The sequence below is a fragment of the Alloalcanivorax sp. C16-2 genome (assembly GCF_046507615.1).
Taxonomy (GTDB): domain Bacteria; phylum Pseudomonadota; class Gammaproteobacteria; order Pseudomonadales; family Alcanivoracaceae; genus Alloalcanivorax; species Alloalcanivorax marinus_A.
The window spans coordinates 1,682,141-1,698,772 of the sequence record NZ_JBKFTL010000001.1; the positions used below are offsets into that span (position 1 = coordinate 1,682,141).

General features: G+C 65.4%; 16 protein-coding genes. 10 read left to right on the top strand and 6 right to left on the bottom strand.

What is annotated here, in order from left to right:
• The first annotated feature begins 12 nt into the window (after nt 1–12).
• From ACLD02_RS07910 to ACLD02_RS07920, 3 genes are read left to right on the top strand one after another with little or no spacing between them, the layout of a single operon-like run.
• Nucleotides 13–1,590 (top strand): carboxylesterase/lipase family protein, encoded by a 1,578-nt coding sequence (locus ACLD02_RS07910; protein WP_410298385.1) that lies wholly within the window; start codon nt 13–15, stop codon nt 1,588–1,590.
• Nucleotides 1,587–3,152 carry an AMP-binding protein gene (locus ACLD02_RS07915; RefSeq protein ID WP_203100572.1) on the top strand — a complete coding sequence of 522 codons (1,566 nt, stop codon included), beginning with the start codon at nt 1,587–1,589 and terminating at the stop codon, nt 3,150–3,152. Before ACLD02_RS07910 ends, ACLD02_RS07915 begins: the two co-directional genes overlap by 4 nt.
• Nucleotides 3,153–3,187: 35 nt before the next feature.
• Complete coding sequence (locus tag ACLD02_RS07920; protein ID WP_194296615.1) at nt 3,188–3,916, top strand: TetR/AcrR family transcriptional regulator; 729 nt, start codon at nt 3,188–3,190, stop codon at nt 3,914–3,916.
• Nucleotides 3,917–4,101: 185 nt separating this feature from the next.
• Here the strand turns inward: ACLD02_RS07920 and ACLD02_RS07925 are convergent, their stop codons facing one another.
• From ACLD02_RS07925 to ACLD02_RS07945, 5 genes are read right to left on the bottom strand one after another with little or no spacing between them, the layout of a single operon-like run.
• On the bottom strand, nt 4,102–5,304 hold the full coding sequence (locus tag ACLD02_RS07925) for an acetyl-CoA C-acyltransferase (RefSeq protein WP_203100574.1): 1,203 nt from the start codon (nt 5,302–5,304) through the stop codon (nt 4,102–4,104).
• 52 nt (nt 5,305–5,356) lie between these two features.
• Nucleotides 5,357–6,277, bottom strand: coding sequence for an SDR family oxidoreductase (locus tag ACLD02_RS07930; protein ID WP_203100576.1), 921 nt, complete (start codon nt 6,275–6,277; stop codon nt 5,357–5,359).
• A gap of 39 nt (nt 6,278–6,316) precedes the next feature.
• The gene (locus ACLD02_RS07935; RefSeq protein ID WP_203100578.1) at nt 6,317–6,784 is read right to left on the bottom strand and encodes a MaoC family dehydratase; all 468 of its coding nucleotides are present in this window, start codon (nt 6,782–6,784) and stop codon (nt 6,317–6,319) included.
• A gap of 19 nt (nt 6,785–6,803) precedes the next feature.
• The gene (locus ACLD02_RS07940) at nt 6,804–7,889 is read right to left on the bottom strand and encodes an acyl-CoA dehydrogenase family protein (protein WP_203100580.1); all 1,086 of its coding nucleotides are present in this window, start codon (nt 7,887–7,889) and stop codon (nt 6,804–6,806) included.
• Nucleotides 7,890–7,901: 12 nt separating this feature from the next.
• The gene (locus ACLD02_RS07945; RefSeq protein WP_203100582.1) at nt 7,902–9,086 is read right to left on the bottom strand and encodes an acyl-CoA dehydrogenase family protein; all 1,185 of its coding nucleotides are present in this window, start codon (nt 9,084–9,086) and stop codon (nt 7,902–7,904) included.
• Nucleotides 9,087–9,366: 280 nt separating this feature from the next.
• On the opposite strand from ACLD02_RS07945, the gene ACLD02_RS07950 reads away from it, so the two are divergent.
• The gene (locus ACLD02_RS07950; RefSeq protein WP_203100584.1) at nt 9,367–9,993 is read left to right on the top strand and encodes a TetR/AcrR family transcriptional regulator; all 627 of its coding nucleotides are present in this window, start codon (nt 9,367–9,369) and stop codon (nt 9,991–9,993) included.
• Between the two features lie 122 nt (nt 9,994–10,115).
• Here ACLD02_RS07950 and ACLD02_RS07955 read toward each other — a convergent pair whose 3' ends face one another.
• Nucleotides 10,116–10,895: an enoyl-CoA hydratase/isomerase family protein gene (locus ACLD02_RS07955; protein ID WP_203100586.1), complete on the bottom strand. Its 780-nt coding sequence runs from the start codon at nt 10,893–10,895 to the stop codon at nt 10,116–10,118.
• A gap of 192 nt (nt 10,896–11,087) precedes the next feature.
• On the opposite strand from ACLD02_RS07955, the gene ACLD02_RS07960 reads away from it, so the two are divergent.
• The 6 genes from ACLD02_RS07960 (at nt 11,088) to ACLD02_RS07985 (ending at nt 16,631) form a co-directional block, all read left to right on the top strand.
• Complete coding sequence (locus ACLD02_RS07960; protein WP_203100588.1) at nt 11,088–11,765, top strand: histidine phosphatase family protein; 678 nt, start codon at nt 11,088–11,090, stop codon at nt 11,763–11,765.
• A gap of 40 nt (nt 11,766–11,805) precedes the next feature.
• Complete coding sequence (locus ACLD02_RS07965; RefSeq protein ID WP_203100589.1) at nt 11,806–13,014, top strand: acyl-CoA dehydrogenase family protein; 1,209 nt, start codon at nt 11,806–11,808, stop codon at nt 13,012–13,014.
• Between the two features lie 136 nt (nt 13,015–13,150).
• Nucleotides 13,151–14,182, top strand: a complete 1,032-nt coding sequence (locus ACLD02_RS07970) for a phosphotransferase (protein ID WP_203100591.1) — start codon at nt 13,151–13,153, stop codon at nt 14,180–14,182.
• 21 nt (nt 14,183–14,203) lie between these two features.
• Complete coding sequence (locus ACLD02_RS07975; protein ID WP_203100593.1) at nt 14,204–14,968, top strand: SDR family oxidoreductase; 765 nt, start codon at nt 14,204–14,206, stop codon at nt 14,966–14,968.
• A 22-nt stretch (nt 14,969–14,990) separates the two neighbouring features.
• Complete coding sequence (locus ACLD02_RS07980) at nt 14,991–15,770, top strand: SDR family NAD(P)-dependent oxidoreductase (RefSeq protein WP_203100594.1); 780 nt, start codon at nt 14,991–14,993, stop codon at nt 15,768–15,770.
• A gap of 60 nt (nt 15,771–15,830) precedes the next feature.
• Nucleotides 15,831–16,631 (top strand): SDR family NAD(P)-dependent oxidoreductase, encoded by an 801-nt coding sequence (locus ACLD02_RS07985; RefSeq protein ID WP_410298387.1) that lies wholly within the window; start codon nt 15,831–15,833, stop codon nt 16,629–16,631.
• Nucleotide 16,632 lies beyond the last annotated feature (1 nt).

A 16,632-nucleotide genomic window follows, 5' to 3' on the forward strand; every position in this document is an offset into this window, starting at 1 on the left:
GGGGGCGGTGGAATGGGTGACGCGATGGCACGGGTTTCCGCCGGGACGCTACGGGGGCGCCGCCAGCGGGATCTGAATATCTTCAAGGGGATACCCTACGCGCGCCCGCCGGTGGGCGCGTACCGCTGGCGGCCACCACAACCCATGCCGCCCTGGTCCGGCGTGCGCGACGCCACTCGCTTCGGTCCGGCCTGTCCGCAGCCGGCGTCGCGGCCGGGCAGTCTTTACGCGCCGGCGCTGCCGGGGCTGAATGAGGATTGCCTGACGCTCAACATCTGGGCCCCGGCGAACGCGCGGGGCGCGCCGGTGCTGGTCTACATTCATGGTGGCTCGCTGAATACCGGCGGTGGCGCCGAACCCATGCTGGACGGCGCCGCCCTGGCGCGCCGTGGTCTGGTGGTGGTGACCCTCAACTACCGGCTGGCGGTGCTTGGTTATCTGGCCCACCCGGCGCTCAGCGCCGAATCCGAGCACGGCGTATCCGGCAACTATGGCCTGCTCGACCAGATCGCGGCGCTGCGTTGGGTGCGCGAAAACATCGCCGGGTTCGGCGGTGACCCGGACCGGGTCACCGTGGCCGGCGAATCCGCCGGCGCGCTCAGCGTCCTGTATCTGCTGGCGTCGCCGCCGGCGCGGGGCCTGTTCCAGCGGGCCATCGCGCAGAGTGCCTACCTGATTTCCCATCCGGCCCTGGCTCACCGGGAATGCGGTGAGATGCCCGCCGAGGAAATCGGCGAACGGCTTGCCCACGCGCTGGGCGCGCGGCGGATCGCGGACCTGCGTGCCCGGGATGCCGCCGAGCTGGTCCAGGCGGCGGCGGACGCCGGCTATATGCCGCTGGGCAATGTGGACGGTCACTGGCTGCCGCGTCAGCCGCTGGACGTGTTCGACCGTGGCGAGCAGGCGCCGGTGCCGCTGCTGGCCGGCTTCAACAGTGGCGAGGTGCGTTCGTTGCGTTTCCTGTTGCCGCCAGCGCCCGCCGACAACGCCGTCGGCGAGCGCGCCATACGGGATGGCTATGGCGACCTGGCCGATACCTTCCTGCGCATCTATCCCATCGGCGATGGCGAGGAGGCGCGCCTGGCGGCGCTGCGTGACGCTTTGTACGGCTGGACCGCCGAGTACCTGGTGAGAGCGCGTACGGCACGCGGCCAGGACGCCTGGCTGTATCTGTTCGACCACGGTTACCCCGCCGCCAACGAACGTGGCTTACACGGTTTTCATGCCGCCGAGATTCCCTATGTGTTCGGCACCGCCGCGCGTACCACCCCGCTGTGGCCGCGCATTCCCGACAATGACGATGAACGCCGGCTGTCGCGGGCGCTGGGGGATTACTGGGCGGCGTTTGTGCGCGACGGGCAGCCCGCCGCCGTGGACCAGCCCCGCTGGCCGGCCCATGGCGAACATCCCCGTGGCCGCTGGCTGCATATTGGCGCGGCGCCAACCCCGGTGGTCGATCCCATGCCGGGCCGTTTCGCGCTGCATGACGAACTGGTACGTCGCCGGCGGCGCGCCGGCGATACCCCCTGGAACTGGAACATCGGCATCGCGGCGCCGCCGCGGTCGAGCGCGACATCGGAGGCACCATGACGGACGGCGCGATGCAGCGTTACACGCTGACCCTGAATAAATTTCTCGACCATGCCGCTAAATGGCACCCGCATGCCGGTGTCAGCGGCGCGCTGGACGATGGCGGGGTGGAGCAAACCGGTTATCTGGTGCTGCGGCGCCGCGCCCGCCGGATCTCGGCGTTGCTGGCCGGTCTCGGTATCGGTGTCGGTGACCGGGTGGCGACGCTGGCCTGGAACAGCCGCGCCCACCTGGAAGCCTGGTACGGCATCATGGGAATGGGCGCGGTCTGCCATACCCTCAATCCCCGTCTCACCGACAGCCAGAGTGCCGCCATGGCGCGTCAGTCCGGCGCCCGCGTACTGATCGTCAGCGCCGATCTGGCACCGCTGGGCCAGCGCATCGCCGCCCTGGCGCCGGCCCTGACCGAGCTGTTCGTGATCGATGGAGACGGCGAGCCGCCGGCCCTGGAGTCGGCCTTGGAAGACCTGGACGATACGGCGGTAAGCTGGGGCGATTTCGATGAACACAGTGCTTCCGGGCTGTGCTTCACTTCCGGCACCACCGGTGATCCCAAGGGGGTGCTCTATGATCACCGTTCCATTTACCTGCAGACCCTGCGGTTGCTGCAGGCGGATGTGCTCGGCCTCGGTTTCGGTGACCGGGTGCTGGCGGCGGTGCCCATGTTTCACGCCAACGCCTGGGGATTGCCATTCGCGGCGCCGGCCGCGGGCGCCGACCTGGTGTTTCCGGGCCGCCACCTGGATGGCGCCAGCCTGGCGCGCCTGATCGCCACGGAGAACGTCACCCTGGCCGCCGGCGTGCCCACCGTCTGGCTCGGCCTGCTTGAGCATCTGGAAGCGCAGGGCGGTGAACTGCCATCCTTGAAACGCATTCTGGTTGGCGGCGCGCCCATGTCGGCGACGCTGATGGCACGGCTCGAGCAGCGTCTGGGCGTCAGTGTGCAGACCAGTTGGGGAATGACCGAACTTTCCCCCCTGGGCACCATCACGCCCGCCGCCGAGCCACGGCGCGATGCCGCGTCGGCGGGCCGGGTGGCGGTTGGCATGGATCTGTTGCTGACCGATGAGCAAGGCACACCGCTGCCCGAGCAGCGCAACGTTGAAGGGCACCTCCGAGTGCGTGGCGCCGCCGTGGTGGAGCGTTATCTTGGCCAGCGACACGGTGCTCTGGACGAGCGCGGCTGGTTCGCCACCGGCGACCTGGCGCGCATCGACGAGCAGGGCCGGCTGACCATTACCGGCCGCGCCAAGGACCTGATAAAGTCCGGCGGCGAATGGATCAACCCGGCGGAGCTGGAGGCCATCGCCGGCGCGCTCCCGGCGGTGGCACAGGCGGCGGTGATCGGTCGCCGTGATGGACGCTGGGGGGAACGGCCGGTGCTTGTTATCGAAACCAAGCCCGCGCAAACCATCGAGGATCGAGAAATACTGGACGCCATGCGCGACCGCGTGGCTTCATGGTGGCTGCCCGACGCGGTGGTGCGCGTGGACCGCATGCCACTGGCCGGTACGGGAAAAATCGACAAAAAACGCCTGCGCGCGGAATTTGGCCAAGCTTGACCGGTTTCGCGCCGACCCGACGAGTCTTAACAACGATGACAGCCCGAGAAAAGCCCGCCGGCAAGGCGGCCAGCGGTGCGCGGCGCAAGGGGCCGAGCCGGGCCGAGCGCCGCGCCGAGATGACCGAGCGGATTCTGGACGCGGCGGAGTACCTGTTCTCCCAGCATGGCCTGCATGGCGTGACGCTGAAGGATGTGGCCAGACGCATCGACGTGCATCACACGCTGATCAACTATTACTTCGATGACAAAAAGCAGCTTTTCGACGCCGTGTTCGCGCGCCGGGCGGTGGAGACCAGCAGCCGGCGCATGACCGCCCTGGACGACTATGAGCGTTCCTGCGACGGCGCGCCCACCGTGGAGGGGGCGCTGCACGCCTATCTGGATACCGACCTGGATACCTACATTCAGGGCGGCGAGGGCTGGCGCAACTACGCCGCGTTCGCCGCCCAGGTGGCGAACACCCCGGAGTGGGGCGCGGAGATGATGGACAAGCACTTTGATCCGGTGGTGCTGCGTCTCATCGACCTGCTCAGGAAGGCGCTGCCGGACGCCACGGAGGAAGACATTTTCTGGGGTTATCATTTCGTCACCGGTGCCCTGGTGCTGACCCTGGCGCGTACTGGTCGTATCGACAAACTGTCCGGCGGGCTGTGCCGGTCCGACGACTTTGAAGCGGTGAAGAAACGCATGGCCCGTTTCATGGCCGCCGGCCTGATCGAGATCTGCGAGGGGCGTGAGCCCCCAGCCTGGGATCGCGTCTGAATCGAGAATAATAAAAAGGCCGCGTCAGCGGCCCTCGTGCGGTGATGATTCTTGGGAAGGGGCGTCGGTTGACGCGATCGTCACCACGATAATGGCCGGTGTGTTTTGGGGACACACCGGCCTGCTGACGCGGCAAAGCGTTGCCGGGCCCGGAAAGGGACGGGCCCGGCGATTCGATGAAGCGTTTAGAATACTTCGAACAGGCCGGCGGCGCCGATGCCGCCACCCACGCACATGGTCACCACCACGTATTTAACGCCGCGACGCTTGCCTTCGATCAGCGCGTGGCCGGTCATGCGCGCGCCGGACATGCCGTACGGGTGGCCAATGGAGATGGCGCCGCCGTTGACGTTGTACTTGTCCGGGTCGATGCCGAGCGTATCACGGCTGTACAGACACTGGCTGGCGAACGCCTCGTTGAGTTCCCACAGGCCGATGTCGTCGACGGTCAGGCCAAAGCGCTTGAGCAGTTTCGGCACCGCGAACACCGGGCCGATACCCATTTCGTCGGGATCGCAACCGGCCACGGCCATGCCACGGTAGGCGCCCAGCGGGGCCAGGCCGAGACGCTCGGCTTCCTTGGCTTCCATCAGCACGCAGGCGCTGGCGCCGTCGGAAAGCTGGGAGGCGTTGCCGGCGGTGATGAACTTGCCTTCCGGCACGGACATGCCGTCCTTGAACACCGGCTTCAGGCTCTGCAGCCCTTCCAGGGTGGTTTCCGGACGGTTGCCTTCGTCCTTGGAGAGGGTCACTTCCCGGTCGGAAATTTCCTTGGTCTCCTTGTTCATCACCTTCATGCTGGTGGTCAGCGGCACGATCTCGTCGTCGAACTTGCCGTCCTGCTGGGCCTGGGCGGTGCGCATCTGGGATTGGAACGCGTACTCGTCCTGGGCATCGCGGGATACGTTGTAGCGGTCGGCCACGATCTCGGCGGTTTCCAGCATGCTCATGTAGATGTCCGGGCGGTGCTCCACCAGCCACGGATCACGGGCGCGGAAGGTGTTCATCTTGTCGTTCTGCACCAGTGAGATGGACTCCAGGCCGCCGGCCACGGCCACGTCCATGTTATCCACCATGATTTCCTTGGCGGCGGTGGCGATGGCCATCAGGCCGGAGGCGCACTGACGGTCCATGGTCATGCCGGCCACGGAGGTCGGCAGACCGGCGCGCAGCGCGCACTGACGGGCCACGTTGCCGCCGGTGGAGCCCTGCTGCATGGCGGCGCCCATGATTACGTCCTGGATGCTCTCCGGGTCGATGCCGGCGCGTTGCACGGCGTGCTTGATCACATGGCCACCCAACTCCTGGGCCTGGGTGTCGTTGAAGGCACCGCGATAGGCCTTGCCGATCGGGGTACGGGCGGTGGAAACGATTACGGCTTCTCTCATGATGGGCCTCGTTGTTTGAATGTCGTTGAAAAGGGTGGGGCGGACGTCACCGTCAGCCCAGCTTGATGCCCTTGGCGTGGGCGGCCTTGGTCAGAATCTTGGAGACATGCTCGCCGCCATTCTGCATCTCGCGGGCGTTGCTCATGTCGCCGAGCTCCTCGAAGCGCGCGGCGATGGCGTCCGGCGTGCGTTCGCCTTCTTCCAGATAGATGCCGTCGCTTTCCATCAGACGCACCATGGCGTAGCAGCCGGCGCCGGCCAGCACGATGCGGCGGTTGGGCGCCTGGTCGCTGGCCAGGAACAGCACCGCCGGGGTGATTTCCGACGGTTCCAGCAGTGCCAGTACTTCCTTGGGCATCAGATCCTCGGTCATGCGGGTGGCGGCGGTGGGCGCCACGCAGTTGACCTTGATGTCGTATTTCTCGCCTTCCAGGCACAGGGTGTTCATCAACCCGGCCACGCCCATCTTGGCGGCGCCGTAGTTGGCCTGGCCGAAGTTGCCGTACAGACCTGAGGTGGAGGTGGTCATGATCACGCGGCCATAACCTTGCTCGCGCATTACCGGCCACACCGCCCGGGTACAGATGGCGGAGCCGGTCAGGTGCACGGCCACCACCTTGTCCCAGTCGCTCATGTCCATCTTGGCGAAGCTCTTGTCGCGCAGAATGCCGGCGTTGTTGACCAGAATATCGACGCGGCCCCACTGGTCCAGGGTCTGCTGGACCATGGCCGACACCTGTTCCTCGCTGGAAACGTCGGCGCCATTGGCGATTGCCTCGCCGCCGGCGGCGGTGATTTCCGCGACCACCTTCTCGGCGGCCTCGCTGGACCCGCCGCTGCCGTCGCGGGCGCCGCCGAAGTCATTGACCACCACCTTGGCGCCCAGGCGGGCCAGTTCCAGGGCGTGGGACCGGCCCAGGCCGTTGGCCGCGCCGGTGACGATGGCCACCCGGCCTTCGAAATTAATACTCATGCATTTCTCCTAAATGTAGCCGCGCCTACGGTGACAAAATCAGCCGAGAATAATCAGGCTCAGCCATTCGCAGGCGATGGCCGGCTTTTCCACGCCGTCGATCTCGACGCTGATGGCGTAGCGGATCAGCAACTGATTGTCACCACGCGGTTCCACGCTGGCCAGCTTGAAATGACCGCGTACCTGGGAGCCGGAACGTACCGGGTTCAGAAAGCGAACCTTGTCGAAGCCGTAGTTGATGCCCATCACGGTGCCTTCGATGGAGGGCACCACGTCCATGGCCATGGCGGACAGCAGGGACAGGCTCAGGAAGCCGTGGGCGATGGTACCACCGAACGGTGTTTCCTTGGCGGCCCGTTCCGGGTCCACATGAATCCACTGCGGGTCCTCGGTGAGATCGGCGAACGCATCAATGCGGCTTTGATCCACCGGGAACCAGCGGGAGGTGCCCAGGTCCTGACCGACCTTGGCTTGCAGTTGTTCGACGTTGAGCGTGTTGTTGGACATTGTCGTGCTCTCCTTAACTTCAGTAACCGCGCAGGGCGGCGAAGCGGTCGGCGCAGTAGTTGGCGTCGCCCAGGGTTTCGCCGCCGGCGCGCGCGCGCTTGAGGAAGAAACCGATGTCGAATTCATCGGTCATGCCGATGCCACCGTGCATCTGAACGCCTTCCTGACCGGCCAGCAGGGCCACCTTGGCGGCCTTGGACTTGGCGGCCAGCACCAGCTGGTCGGCGTCCTCGGCGCCCCGGTCGCAGGCGTCCAGGGCCTGCATCGCCAGCGCCTCGCTCATGGCGACCTCGCCACTGAGCAGGGCGGCGCGGTGCTGCAGTGCCTGGAAGGTGCCGATCAGACGACCGAACTGCTTGCGCTCCTTGAGGTAGGCCAGGGTGCGCTCGAACACTTCCAAGGCCAGCCCGGACAGCTCCGCGGCCAGCACCGCGCGTCCGGCGCGCAGCGCCGCGTCCAGGGCGGCGGCGCCGTCCGCCATGGCTTCGGCGGGGGCGTTGTCAAAGCGCACCCGCGCCGCGTTGCGGTCATCGGCCATGCGCGTGCGCTCGATGGTCACGCCCCCGGCGTTCGGGTCCACCAGGTAAAGGCCGGCGCCGTTATCGCCCTGCGCGGCCACCAGCAGCAGGTCCGCCACGTGGCCATCCAGCACCAGCAGCTTGGCGCCGCTCAGGGTGCCGTTTTCCACCCGGGCCTGGATCGCCTCGGGACGGTGCTTGGCACCGTCGTCCACGGCCAGGGCGGTGATCGCGCGGCCCTCGGCGATGGCCGGCAGCCACTCGGCCTTCTGGGCGTCGCTGCCGCCGGCGCTAAGGGCGGCGGCGCCCAGCACGGCGCTGGACAGGAACGGCGTCACCGACAGGTTGCGGCCGATTTCCCGGGCCACCAGGCCGGCGCCCACCAGACCGAAGCCGATGCCGCCGTGTTCCTCGGGCACCAGGATGCCGGTCAGGCCGGCTTCCACCATGGCCTGCCAGAGCGGCTCGTCGTAGCCTTTCTCGTTGTTCTCGTCGCGCAGTTGGCGCAGGTGCGACACCGGGCCCTTGTCGGCCATCAGCCGCGCCACGGAGTCCTGCAGCATCTGTTGTTCGTCGTTGAGTTTCATTGGTCCGACTCCTTATGCGTCCGGCAGGCCCAGCAGGCGTTTGGAAACAATCCCCAGCATCACTTCGGAAGTGCCGCCCTCGATGGAATTGCCCTTGGAGCGCAGCCACTCGCGGGCGTACAGACCACCCATGGTGCGCTCGCTGTCCCACTCCAGGCCTTCCGCGCCCAGCGCGTCCATCATTACTTCGTAGCGGCGCTTGTTGAGCTCGGTGCCGTAGTACTTGAGCACCGCGGACTGGGCGCCCACGCCCTGGCCGGCTTCCGCCTCGGCGCGGATTTTTCCGACCAGCGCCGTGAACGCGATCTGGTCGATCTCCAGACGGGCGATGTCGGCGCGCAGGGCGGTGTCGGCCAGCTTGCCGTTTTCGGTGCCCACGTATTCCGCGGCCAGCGGGCCCAGGGCGCGGCCCTTGAGGAAGCCCGGCGGCTCGCCGCCGATGTTGTTACGTTCGTGGGTGAGCAGGTACTTGGCCACGTCCCAGCCCCGGTTGAGCTCGCCGACCACCTGGTCCTTGTCCACCTTGACGTCGTCGAAGAAGGTTTCGCAGAACGGTGACTCGCCGGAAATCAGCTCGATGGGACGGGTGGTGACGCCTTCGCTTTCCATGTCGAACAGCACGAAGGAGATGCCGTTATGCTTGGTCGCGTTCGGGTCGGTACGCACCAGGCAGAAGATCCAGTCGGCCTTGTCCGCGTAGGAGGTCCAGATTTTCTGGCCGTTGACCAGGAAGTGGTCGCCCTTGTCCTCGGCGCGGGTCTGCAGGCTGGCCAGGTCGGAGCCGGCGTTGGGTTCGGAGTAGCCCTGGCACCAGCGGATCTCGCCACGGCAGATCGGCGGCAGGTGCTGGCGTTTGAGCTCCTCGCTGCCGAACTTGAGCAGTGCCGGCCCGAGCATCCAGAAACCGAAGTTGCTCACCGGCGTGCGCGCGTTGATGCGCTTCATTTCCTCGTCGAGGATCGCCGCCTCTTCCGGGGTCAGGCCCCCGCCGCCGTATTCCTTGGGCCACTGGGGCGCGGTCCAGCCTTTATCGGCCATGCGTTCGAGCCACACCTTCTGTGCCTCGGATTGAAATTCCCATTTACGGCCGCCCCAGCAGTGCTCGGACTGGCTCTTCATGGGTTGGCGCATTTCCTCCGGGCAGTTGGCTTCCAGCCAGGCCCGGGTTTCCGCGCGGAACGGTTCGAGATCCGACATCTGTTTCCTCCCGAGCTGTTTCGAAACAGCTTTTCATTTATAGGCAAGTCGGTCCCAGAGTATGTTGGCACCATAAAAGGGCGTCCAGAGTGAAAAGCGGCATGGTTAACGGCAGTAATGTCATGATCGACCATGCCGTGTGCAAAAGCGGCTAGCCCGATGGTCGGCGACACTCCCGATTTCGGGGCGAAAGTGCCAAAATCGGGCAATGCCGCGCCCCTGATTTTGCTACAGTGGTGCACATTCCCCCCAATGCGAGCCCGGCAAGAGGATTTCATCCATGGCACACCCCCGGGGCGAGCTGGACGCCAGCCCCCGCGACACCATTCTGGACGCGGCGGCACGCGCCTTCATGGAGCGCGGCTTCAAGGCCACCAGCATTGACGATATTGCCCGCCGGCTCGGCGCCACCAAGGGCATGGTTTACCACTACTTCGACTCCAAGGCGGAGCTGTTCTTCGAGATTCACCAGCGCGGCATGGACGCGCTGGTGCAGGCCATCGATCCGGAGCTCAAGCGCGATGCCCCGGCGGCCGAGCGGCTGCACGCCATGGCCCGCCGCCACGTGGCCACCCTGATCGAGACCCAGCATTTCCAGCGGGCCGTGGCCGAAGGGGTGCAGATGCACCTGCGGGTGAGCACCACCGAGGCCCAGCGCCGTGAGCTGACCCGGCTGCAGAACCGCCGGCGGCGCTATGAGCAGGTGTTCCTGCAGGTGCTGTGCGAGGGCATCGAGGAGGGCGACCTGCACGCCAGTGAGCCCCGGCTGGCGATCAAGCCGGTGCTGGGCGCGCTCAACTCGGTGATCAGCTGGTACCACCCGCGCTACGACACCGGCCCCGGCGCGCTCGATGCCCTGGTGGAAGAGGTCACCACCGTGGCCCTGCGTGGTCTGACCGCGCGCTGACCGCCTCGGTAGTGTAGGAGCGGCTTCAGCCGCGATAAGGCGGCGCAGCGCGAGTCGACCGCCGGGCTATCGCGGCTGAAGCCGCTCCTACGGCACGGTTCTCGGTCGCGCTTATTTCTTGTTCAGGACTTTTTCTTGTTCAAGAAAGTGTCGAAGATCGCCCGGGTCTCGTCGCTGAACATGCGCTCGCCGAATAACACCGATTCCTTGTTGATCTGCTCGCGCACCGCGTCGGCGCCGTGGCGGGTGAGCTGCTTGGTGTAGCGCATTGCCTGGGGCGGTTTGGCGGCCAGCCGGGCGCCCAGCGCCAGGGCCTGCTCGCGCAGTTCGTCGTCGCCGCAACGGTAGGCCACCAGGCCCATGCGCAGGGCCTCGTCGGCGTCCAGGGTGTCGCCGGCGAGCAGCAGCCGGTTGGCGTTCTGGCGGCCCAGCCGGTTCGGCAGGATCAGGCTGGAGCCGGCTTCGGGCACCAGTCCCAGGTTGATGAAGGCGGTGTAGAAGCGGGCGCTGTCGGCGGCGATCACCAGATCGCAGTGCAGCAGCAGGGTGGTGCCGATGCCGGTGGCGTTGCCGTGTACCGCGGCGATCACCGGTTTGTCCAGTTCCAGCAGCCGGTGTACCAGTTGCATGGCGTCGCTCAGCTCGCCGCTGCGGCGTGCCTCCGGGTCGGCGTTGAGGAAATCGCCGATATCGTTGCCGGCGGTGAAGGCGCGCCCATTGGCGTCCAGCAGCAAGGCATTGAGATCGTCGCGGTCGCGGAAATGATCCACGGCGCGGCTCAAATCCCGGTACATTTCCGCGCTCAGGGCATTCAGTTTGTCGGGCCGGTCCAGGGTTACTTCCAGCAGGGCGCCATGCTCGGTGGTGCTCACGAAGCCGCTTTTCAGGTCCAGGCTGCTCATTGTTCTCTCCCAGTCACGCCGTGGCAAAGCAACGAAAATATCGGAATCTCATTTCATAAAGCAAGCATTGCCTGCCGGATCGGTGGGGGCCGCTTTATGCATGGGATTTATTCCGAGGGATGCAAAATATCAATTTCACTAACTTGGGGGGCTGCTCTAGGCTGTTTCCACCAATGCGAGGACAAGCACCCCATGGCCGAGTTTTTCCTGGTCCGGCACGGACAGGCGTCGTTCGGCGCCGATAACTACGACAAGCTGTCCACCCTGGGCCACCAGCAGGCCCGCTGGCTGGGTGAGTATTACCGCGACCGGGGGCTGGGCTTCGATGCCCTGGTCACCGGCGACCTGGTGCGTCACGTGGAAACCGGGCAGGGCATTCTTGAAGGGCTCGGTACCGGGCTCGACGCCGACGTGCAGCCGGGCCTCAATGAATTTGATTTCCACTCCGTGGTGGACGCCTTTCTCAGTGCCCATCCGGATCAGGCGCCGCCGGAGGGCGCGCCCATCGCCGCCTTCTACCGGGTGCTCAAACGCGCCATGCAGCACTGGCAGGCCGACGGTCTGGAAGGGGCCCTGCCGGAAAGCTGGCGCGGCTTCCACGATCGGGTGGCCGCCGCCATGGCGCACATCCAGGACCGGTACGCGGACCGCCGGCGGGTGCTGGTGGTCAGTTCCGGGGGCGCCATCGCCATGTGGATGCGCCACATGCTGGCCACCGCCGATGACACCGTGGTGGAGCTGAATCTTCAGATCCGCAATACCGGGGTCACCCAGGGCTTCTTCAATAAAAACGTCTACCGCTTGTCGGTGTTCAATCAGGTGCCGCACCTGGACCGGGAAGATCGCAGCGACTCGATTACCTACAGCTAATTACTGACCGGAACCCGACGGGTTCCCATGGGAGAGAACGATGGATTTTCAATACTCGGAAAAGACCCAGGACCTGATCAACCAGGTTCGTGACTTTATTGACAATGAAGTGGTGCCCGCCGAGCACACCTACCACGAGCAGTTGGAAAAGAGCCCCTGGGAAACCCCGCCGGTGCTTAACGAGCTCAAGGAAAAAGCCCGCGCCAAGGGGCTGTGGAATCTGTTCCTGCCCAAGGAGCACGGTGAGTGGAGCCCGGGCCTGAGCAACCTGGAATACGCGCCGCTGGCCGAACAGATGGGGCGCCACCACATCGCTTCCGAGTGCTTCAATTGCTCCGCGCCGGATACCGGCAACATGGAAGTGCTGGCCAAGTACGGCAACGCCCAGCAGCAGGAGCAATGGCTCAAGCCGCTGCTGGAAGGCAAGATCCGCTCCGCGTTCGCCATGACCGAGCCGGAAGTGGCGTCCTCCGACGCCACCAACATCGAAACCTCGATCAAACGCGACGGCGACGACTACGTGATCAACGGCCGCAAGTTCTACATCTCCGGCGCCATGCGCAAGAGCTGCGAGATCATGATCGTGATGGGCAAGACCGACCCGGACAACCCCAACCGCCATGAGCAGCAATCCCAGATCCTGGTGCCGGTGAACACCCCCGGCGTTACCGTCAAGCGCCCGATGTTCGTGCTCGGTTCCCCGGACGCGCCGGAAGGCCACGCCGAGGTGATCTTCGAGAACGCGCGCGTGCCCAAGGAAAACATCATCCTTGGCGAGGGCCGGGGGTTCGAGATCGCCCAGGGCCGCCTCGGGCCGGGCCGCATCCACCACTGCATGCGTCTGATCGGCGCCGCGCAGCGCTCCCTGGAGCTGATGTGCAAGCGCGTCAACGAGCGGGTGGTGTTCGGCCAGCCGATGATCAAGCAGGGTTCGGTACGCGAGGACATCGCCAAGAGCTACTGTGAAATCGAACAGGCCCGCTTGCTCACCCTCAAGGCGGCGGACATGATGGATCGGCACGGCAACAAGGAAGCCAAGGAACTGATCGCCATGATCAAGATCGTGGCGCCGAACATGGCCATCAGCGTGATCGACCGGGCAATCCAGATCCACGGCGCCGTGGGTCTCAGCCAGGATACGCCGCTGGCCGGTTTCTTCGCCTACGCGCGTACCCTGCGGCTGGCGGACGGTCCGGATCAGGTGCACATGATGCAACTGGGCCGTAACCTGGCCAAGCAGTACGCCTGAATCAGTTGAAAGTTGAAAGTTAAAAGTTGAAGCGACACAAGACGCGCGGGCACGGCTTGGGTAACCGCCCAGGCCGTGCACGCGTTTCAACTTTTAACTTGTCGCTTTCAACTTTGTTTTTTTAAGGAGGATGCCCATGTCCCAGGTGGACACGCTGGATACCGAACGTCTCGCCGCATACCTGGAAACCCATGTGGACGGTTTCCAGGGCCCGCTGACCGCCACCAAGTTCGACGGCGGCCAGTCCAATCCCACCTTCCATATCCGCGCCGCCTCCGGCGAGTATGTGCTGCGCCGGCAGCCGCCGGGCAAGCTGCTCAAGTCCGCCCATGCCGTGGATCGGGAGTTCCGCGTGATGAGTGCCTTGCGTGACACCGCCGTGCCGGTGCCGCGCATGCATCACCTGTGCGAGGACCGGGACGTCATCGGTTCCATGTTCTACCTGATGGAGTTCTGCCAGGGCCGGATCTTCTGGGACGCGGCCATCCCCGAGGTGGACAACGCCGCCCGCACCGCCATGTACACCGAGATGAACCGCGTGCTGGCGGCGCTCCACGAGGTGGATCTGGAGGCCGCCGGCCTCACCGATTACGGCAAGCCGGGCAGCTACTTCGAGCGGCAGCTGGGCCGCTGGAGCAAGCAATACCGAGCCTCCGAGATCAACCACATCCAGGCCATGGAGGATTTGATGGTCTGGCTGGAGCAACACCAGCCCGCCGACGATGGCCAGGTATCCCTGGTGCACGGCGATTACCGGCTGGACAACATGATGTGGCACCCCGAGGAGCCGCGCGTGATCGCCGTGCTCGACTGGGAGCTGTCCACCCTGGGTCACCCGCTGGCGGACCTGGCCTACCAGTGCATGCAGCTGCGCATGCCGCAGCAGGGCGGCAACCTGTCCGGCCTGCAGGGCAAGGACCGGTCGGCGCTGGGCATTCCCACCGAAAAGGAATACGTGGCCATGTACTGCCAGCGTCGCGGCATCGACCACATCGACCATTGGGAGTTTTATCTGGCGTTCAGCTTTTTCCGCCTGGCGGCCATTGCCCAGGGCGTCGCCAAGCGCGCCCAGGACGGTAACGCTTCCAGCAAGAAAGCCGCCGCCGTCGGTCAGGTGGTCGAGCCCCTGGCGCAAATGGCCATGCGGATCGTCCGCGAAGGCGCTTAAAACGATAACGGGAGAGATTTTATGAGCACCAATCTGTTTGATCTGAACGGCAAGATTGCCCTGGTGACCGGCGCCAGCCGTGGTATTGGCGAGGAAATCGCCAGGCTGCTGGCGGAGCAGGGCGCCCACGTCATCGTTTCCAGCCGCAAGATCGACGGCTGCCAGGCGGTGGCCGACGCCATCAACGAAGCCGGCGGCAGCGCCGAGGCGTTCGCCTGCCACATCGGCGAGATGGCCCAGATCGAAGCGATCTTCGAGCACATCAAAAGCACCCACGGCAAGCTCGACATCCTGGTCAACAACGCCGCCGCCAACCCCTACTTCGGCCACATCCTGGACACCCCGGTGTCCGCCTTCGACAAGACCGTGGACGTGAACCTGCGCGGCTACTTCTACATGTCCGTGGAAGGCGCCAGGCTGATGCGCGACAACGGCGGCGGCGCCATCGTCAACACCGCCTCCATCAACGGCCTGTCGCCGGGCCCGATGCAGGGCATCTACTCGATTTCCAAGGCGGCGGTGATCAGCATGACCAAATCCTTCGCCATGGAATGCGCCGAGTTCAACGTGCGCGTCAATGCCCTGCTGCCCGGCTTGACCAAGACCAAGTTCGCCGGCGCCCTGTTCCAGCAGGAAGAAATCTACAAGCGCGCCATCGCCCAGATCCCCATGCACCGCCACGCGGAGCCCAGGGAAATGGCCGGCACCGTGCTGTACCTGGTGTCCGATGCATCCAGCTATGTCACCGGCGAATGCGTGGTGGTCGACGGCGGTTTCACCATATAAACGGCGCTTGATGGAGGTTCTTATGGACCCGATGCTGGATTTCACCGGCAAGGTGGCGCTGATCACCGGCGCCGCCAGCGGTTTCGGTCGCGGTCTGGCCGCCGAGCTGGGCAAGCGCGGTGCCCGCCTGGTGCTCGGCGACATCAACATGGACGCGCTGGATAAACTGGTGGCGGACCTGGAAGCGGGCGGCGTGCAGGCGTTGTCCCGTCGCTGTGACGTATCGTCCGAGGACGACTGCAAGGCAATGGTCGATACCGCCCTGGAACATTTTGGCCGGCTCGACCTGGCCGCCAACAACGCCGGCATCGCCCACGGTTTCATCGGCGTCGAGGAACTCACCGAAGAGGTGCTCGATCAGCAGATGAACGTCAACGTGAAAGGCGTGATGTTCGGCATGAAGTATCAGATTCCGGCCCTGCGCCAAAGCGGTGGCGGCGCCATCCTCAACACCAGTTCCATGGCGGGCATCGGTGGCGGGCCCAAGATCGGCGCCTACGCCGCCTCCAAGCACGCGGTGATCGGCCTGACCCGCACCGCGGCGGTGGAATGTGGCCGCAAGAATATCCGCGTCAACGCGATCTGCCCGTATTACACCCGAACCCCCCTGCTCGAGGGCGACGGCCTGGCCAGCGGTGGCGAGGCGGAAAAGACCCTGGCGATGATGGCCGCCGGCAGCCCCATGAAGCGCATTGGCGAGCCGGAGGAGATCGTCGCCGTGATGCTTATGTTGCTATCGCCGGCGAACACCTACATGAACGGGCAGGCCATTGCCGTGGACGGCGGCGTCTCGGCGTTTTAACGCATCAGCTGCAGGAGCGGTGGGACCGCCGCTCCTGCGACTCAATATCGGGAGAGTGAAATGAGCAATCGTCTGGCGGATAAAATCACCATCATCACCGGCGCCACCTCCGGCATCGGCGAGGCCACCGCGCGACGCTTCATCGAGGAAGGCGCCACCGTGGTGCTGGCAGGCCGTTCCCAGGACAAGGGCGAGGCGCTGGCCGAGGAACTGGGCGAGCGGGCCCTGTTCAAGCGCACCGACATCATGAGCGAGGACGACATCGCGGCGCTGGTGGATTTCACCATCGACCGTTTCGGTCGTCTGGACTGCCTGTTCAACAATGCCGGCGCCGGCGATCGAACCACCGTGGATTCCTTCGACGAGCAGGAATTCGCGCGCATCATGCGGCTGCTGGTGGGCGCGCCGGCGTTCGGCGTCAAGCACGCCGCCCGGGTAATGAAGGAAAGCGGCGGCGGCAGCATCATCAACAACGCCAGCATCGCCGGGCACCGTCTCAACCAGGGTGGCTATCTGTATTCCGGCGCCAAGGCGGCGGTGGCGCACATGACGCGTCTGGCCGGTGCCGAGCTGGGTCCGTTCAATATTCGCGTCAACGCCATCTCGCCGGGGGCCGTGGCCACGCCGATTTTCTGGGGCGGGTCCGAGCGTGCCCAGAACCTCAGTGACGAGGAAAACCAGCGCAAGATGGAAAAGCTGCAGAGCAACCTGGCCAAGGCCACGCCGTTGCCGCGCGCCGGCCTGGCGGACGACATCGCCTACGCCGCCGTCTTCCTGGCCAGCGACGAAGGCAGCTTCATCAACAGCCACGATCTGGTGGTGGATGGCGGCCGCATCGCCATGTTCAACGAAAAAGGATAAA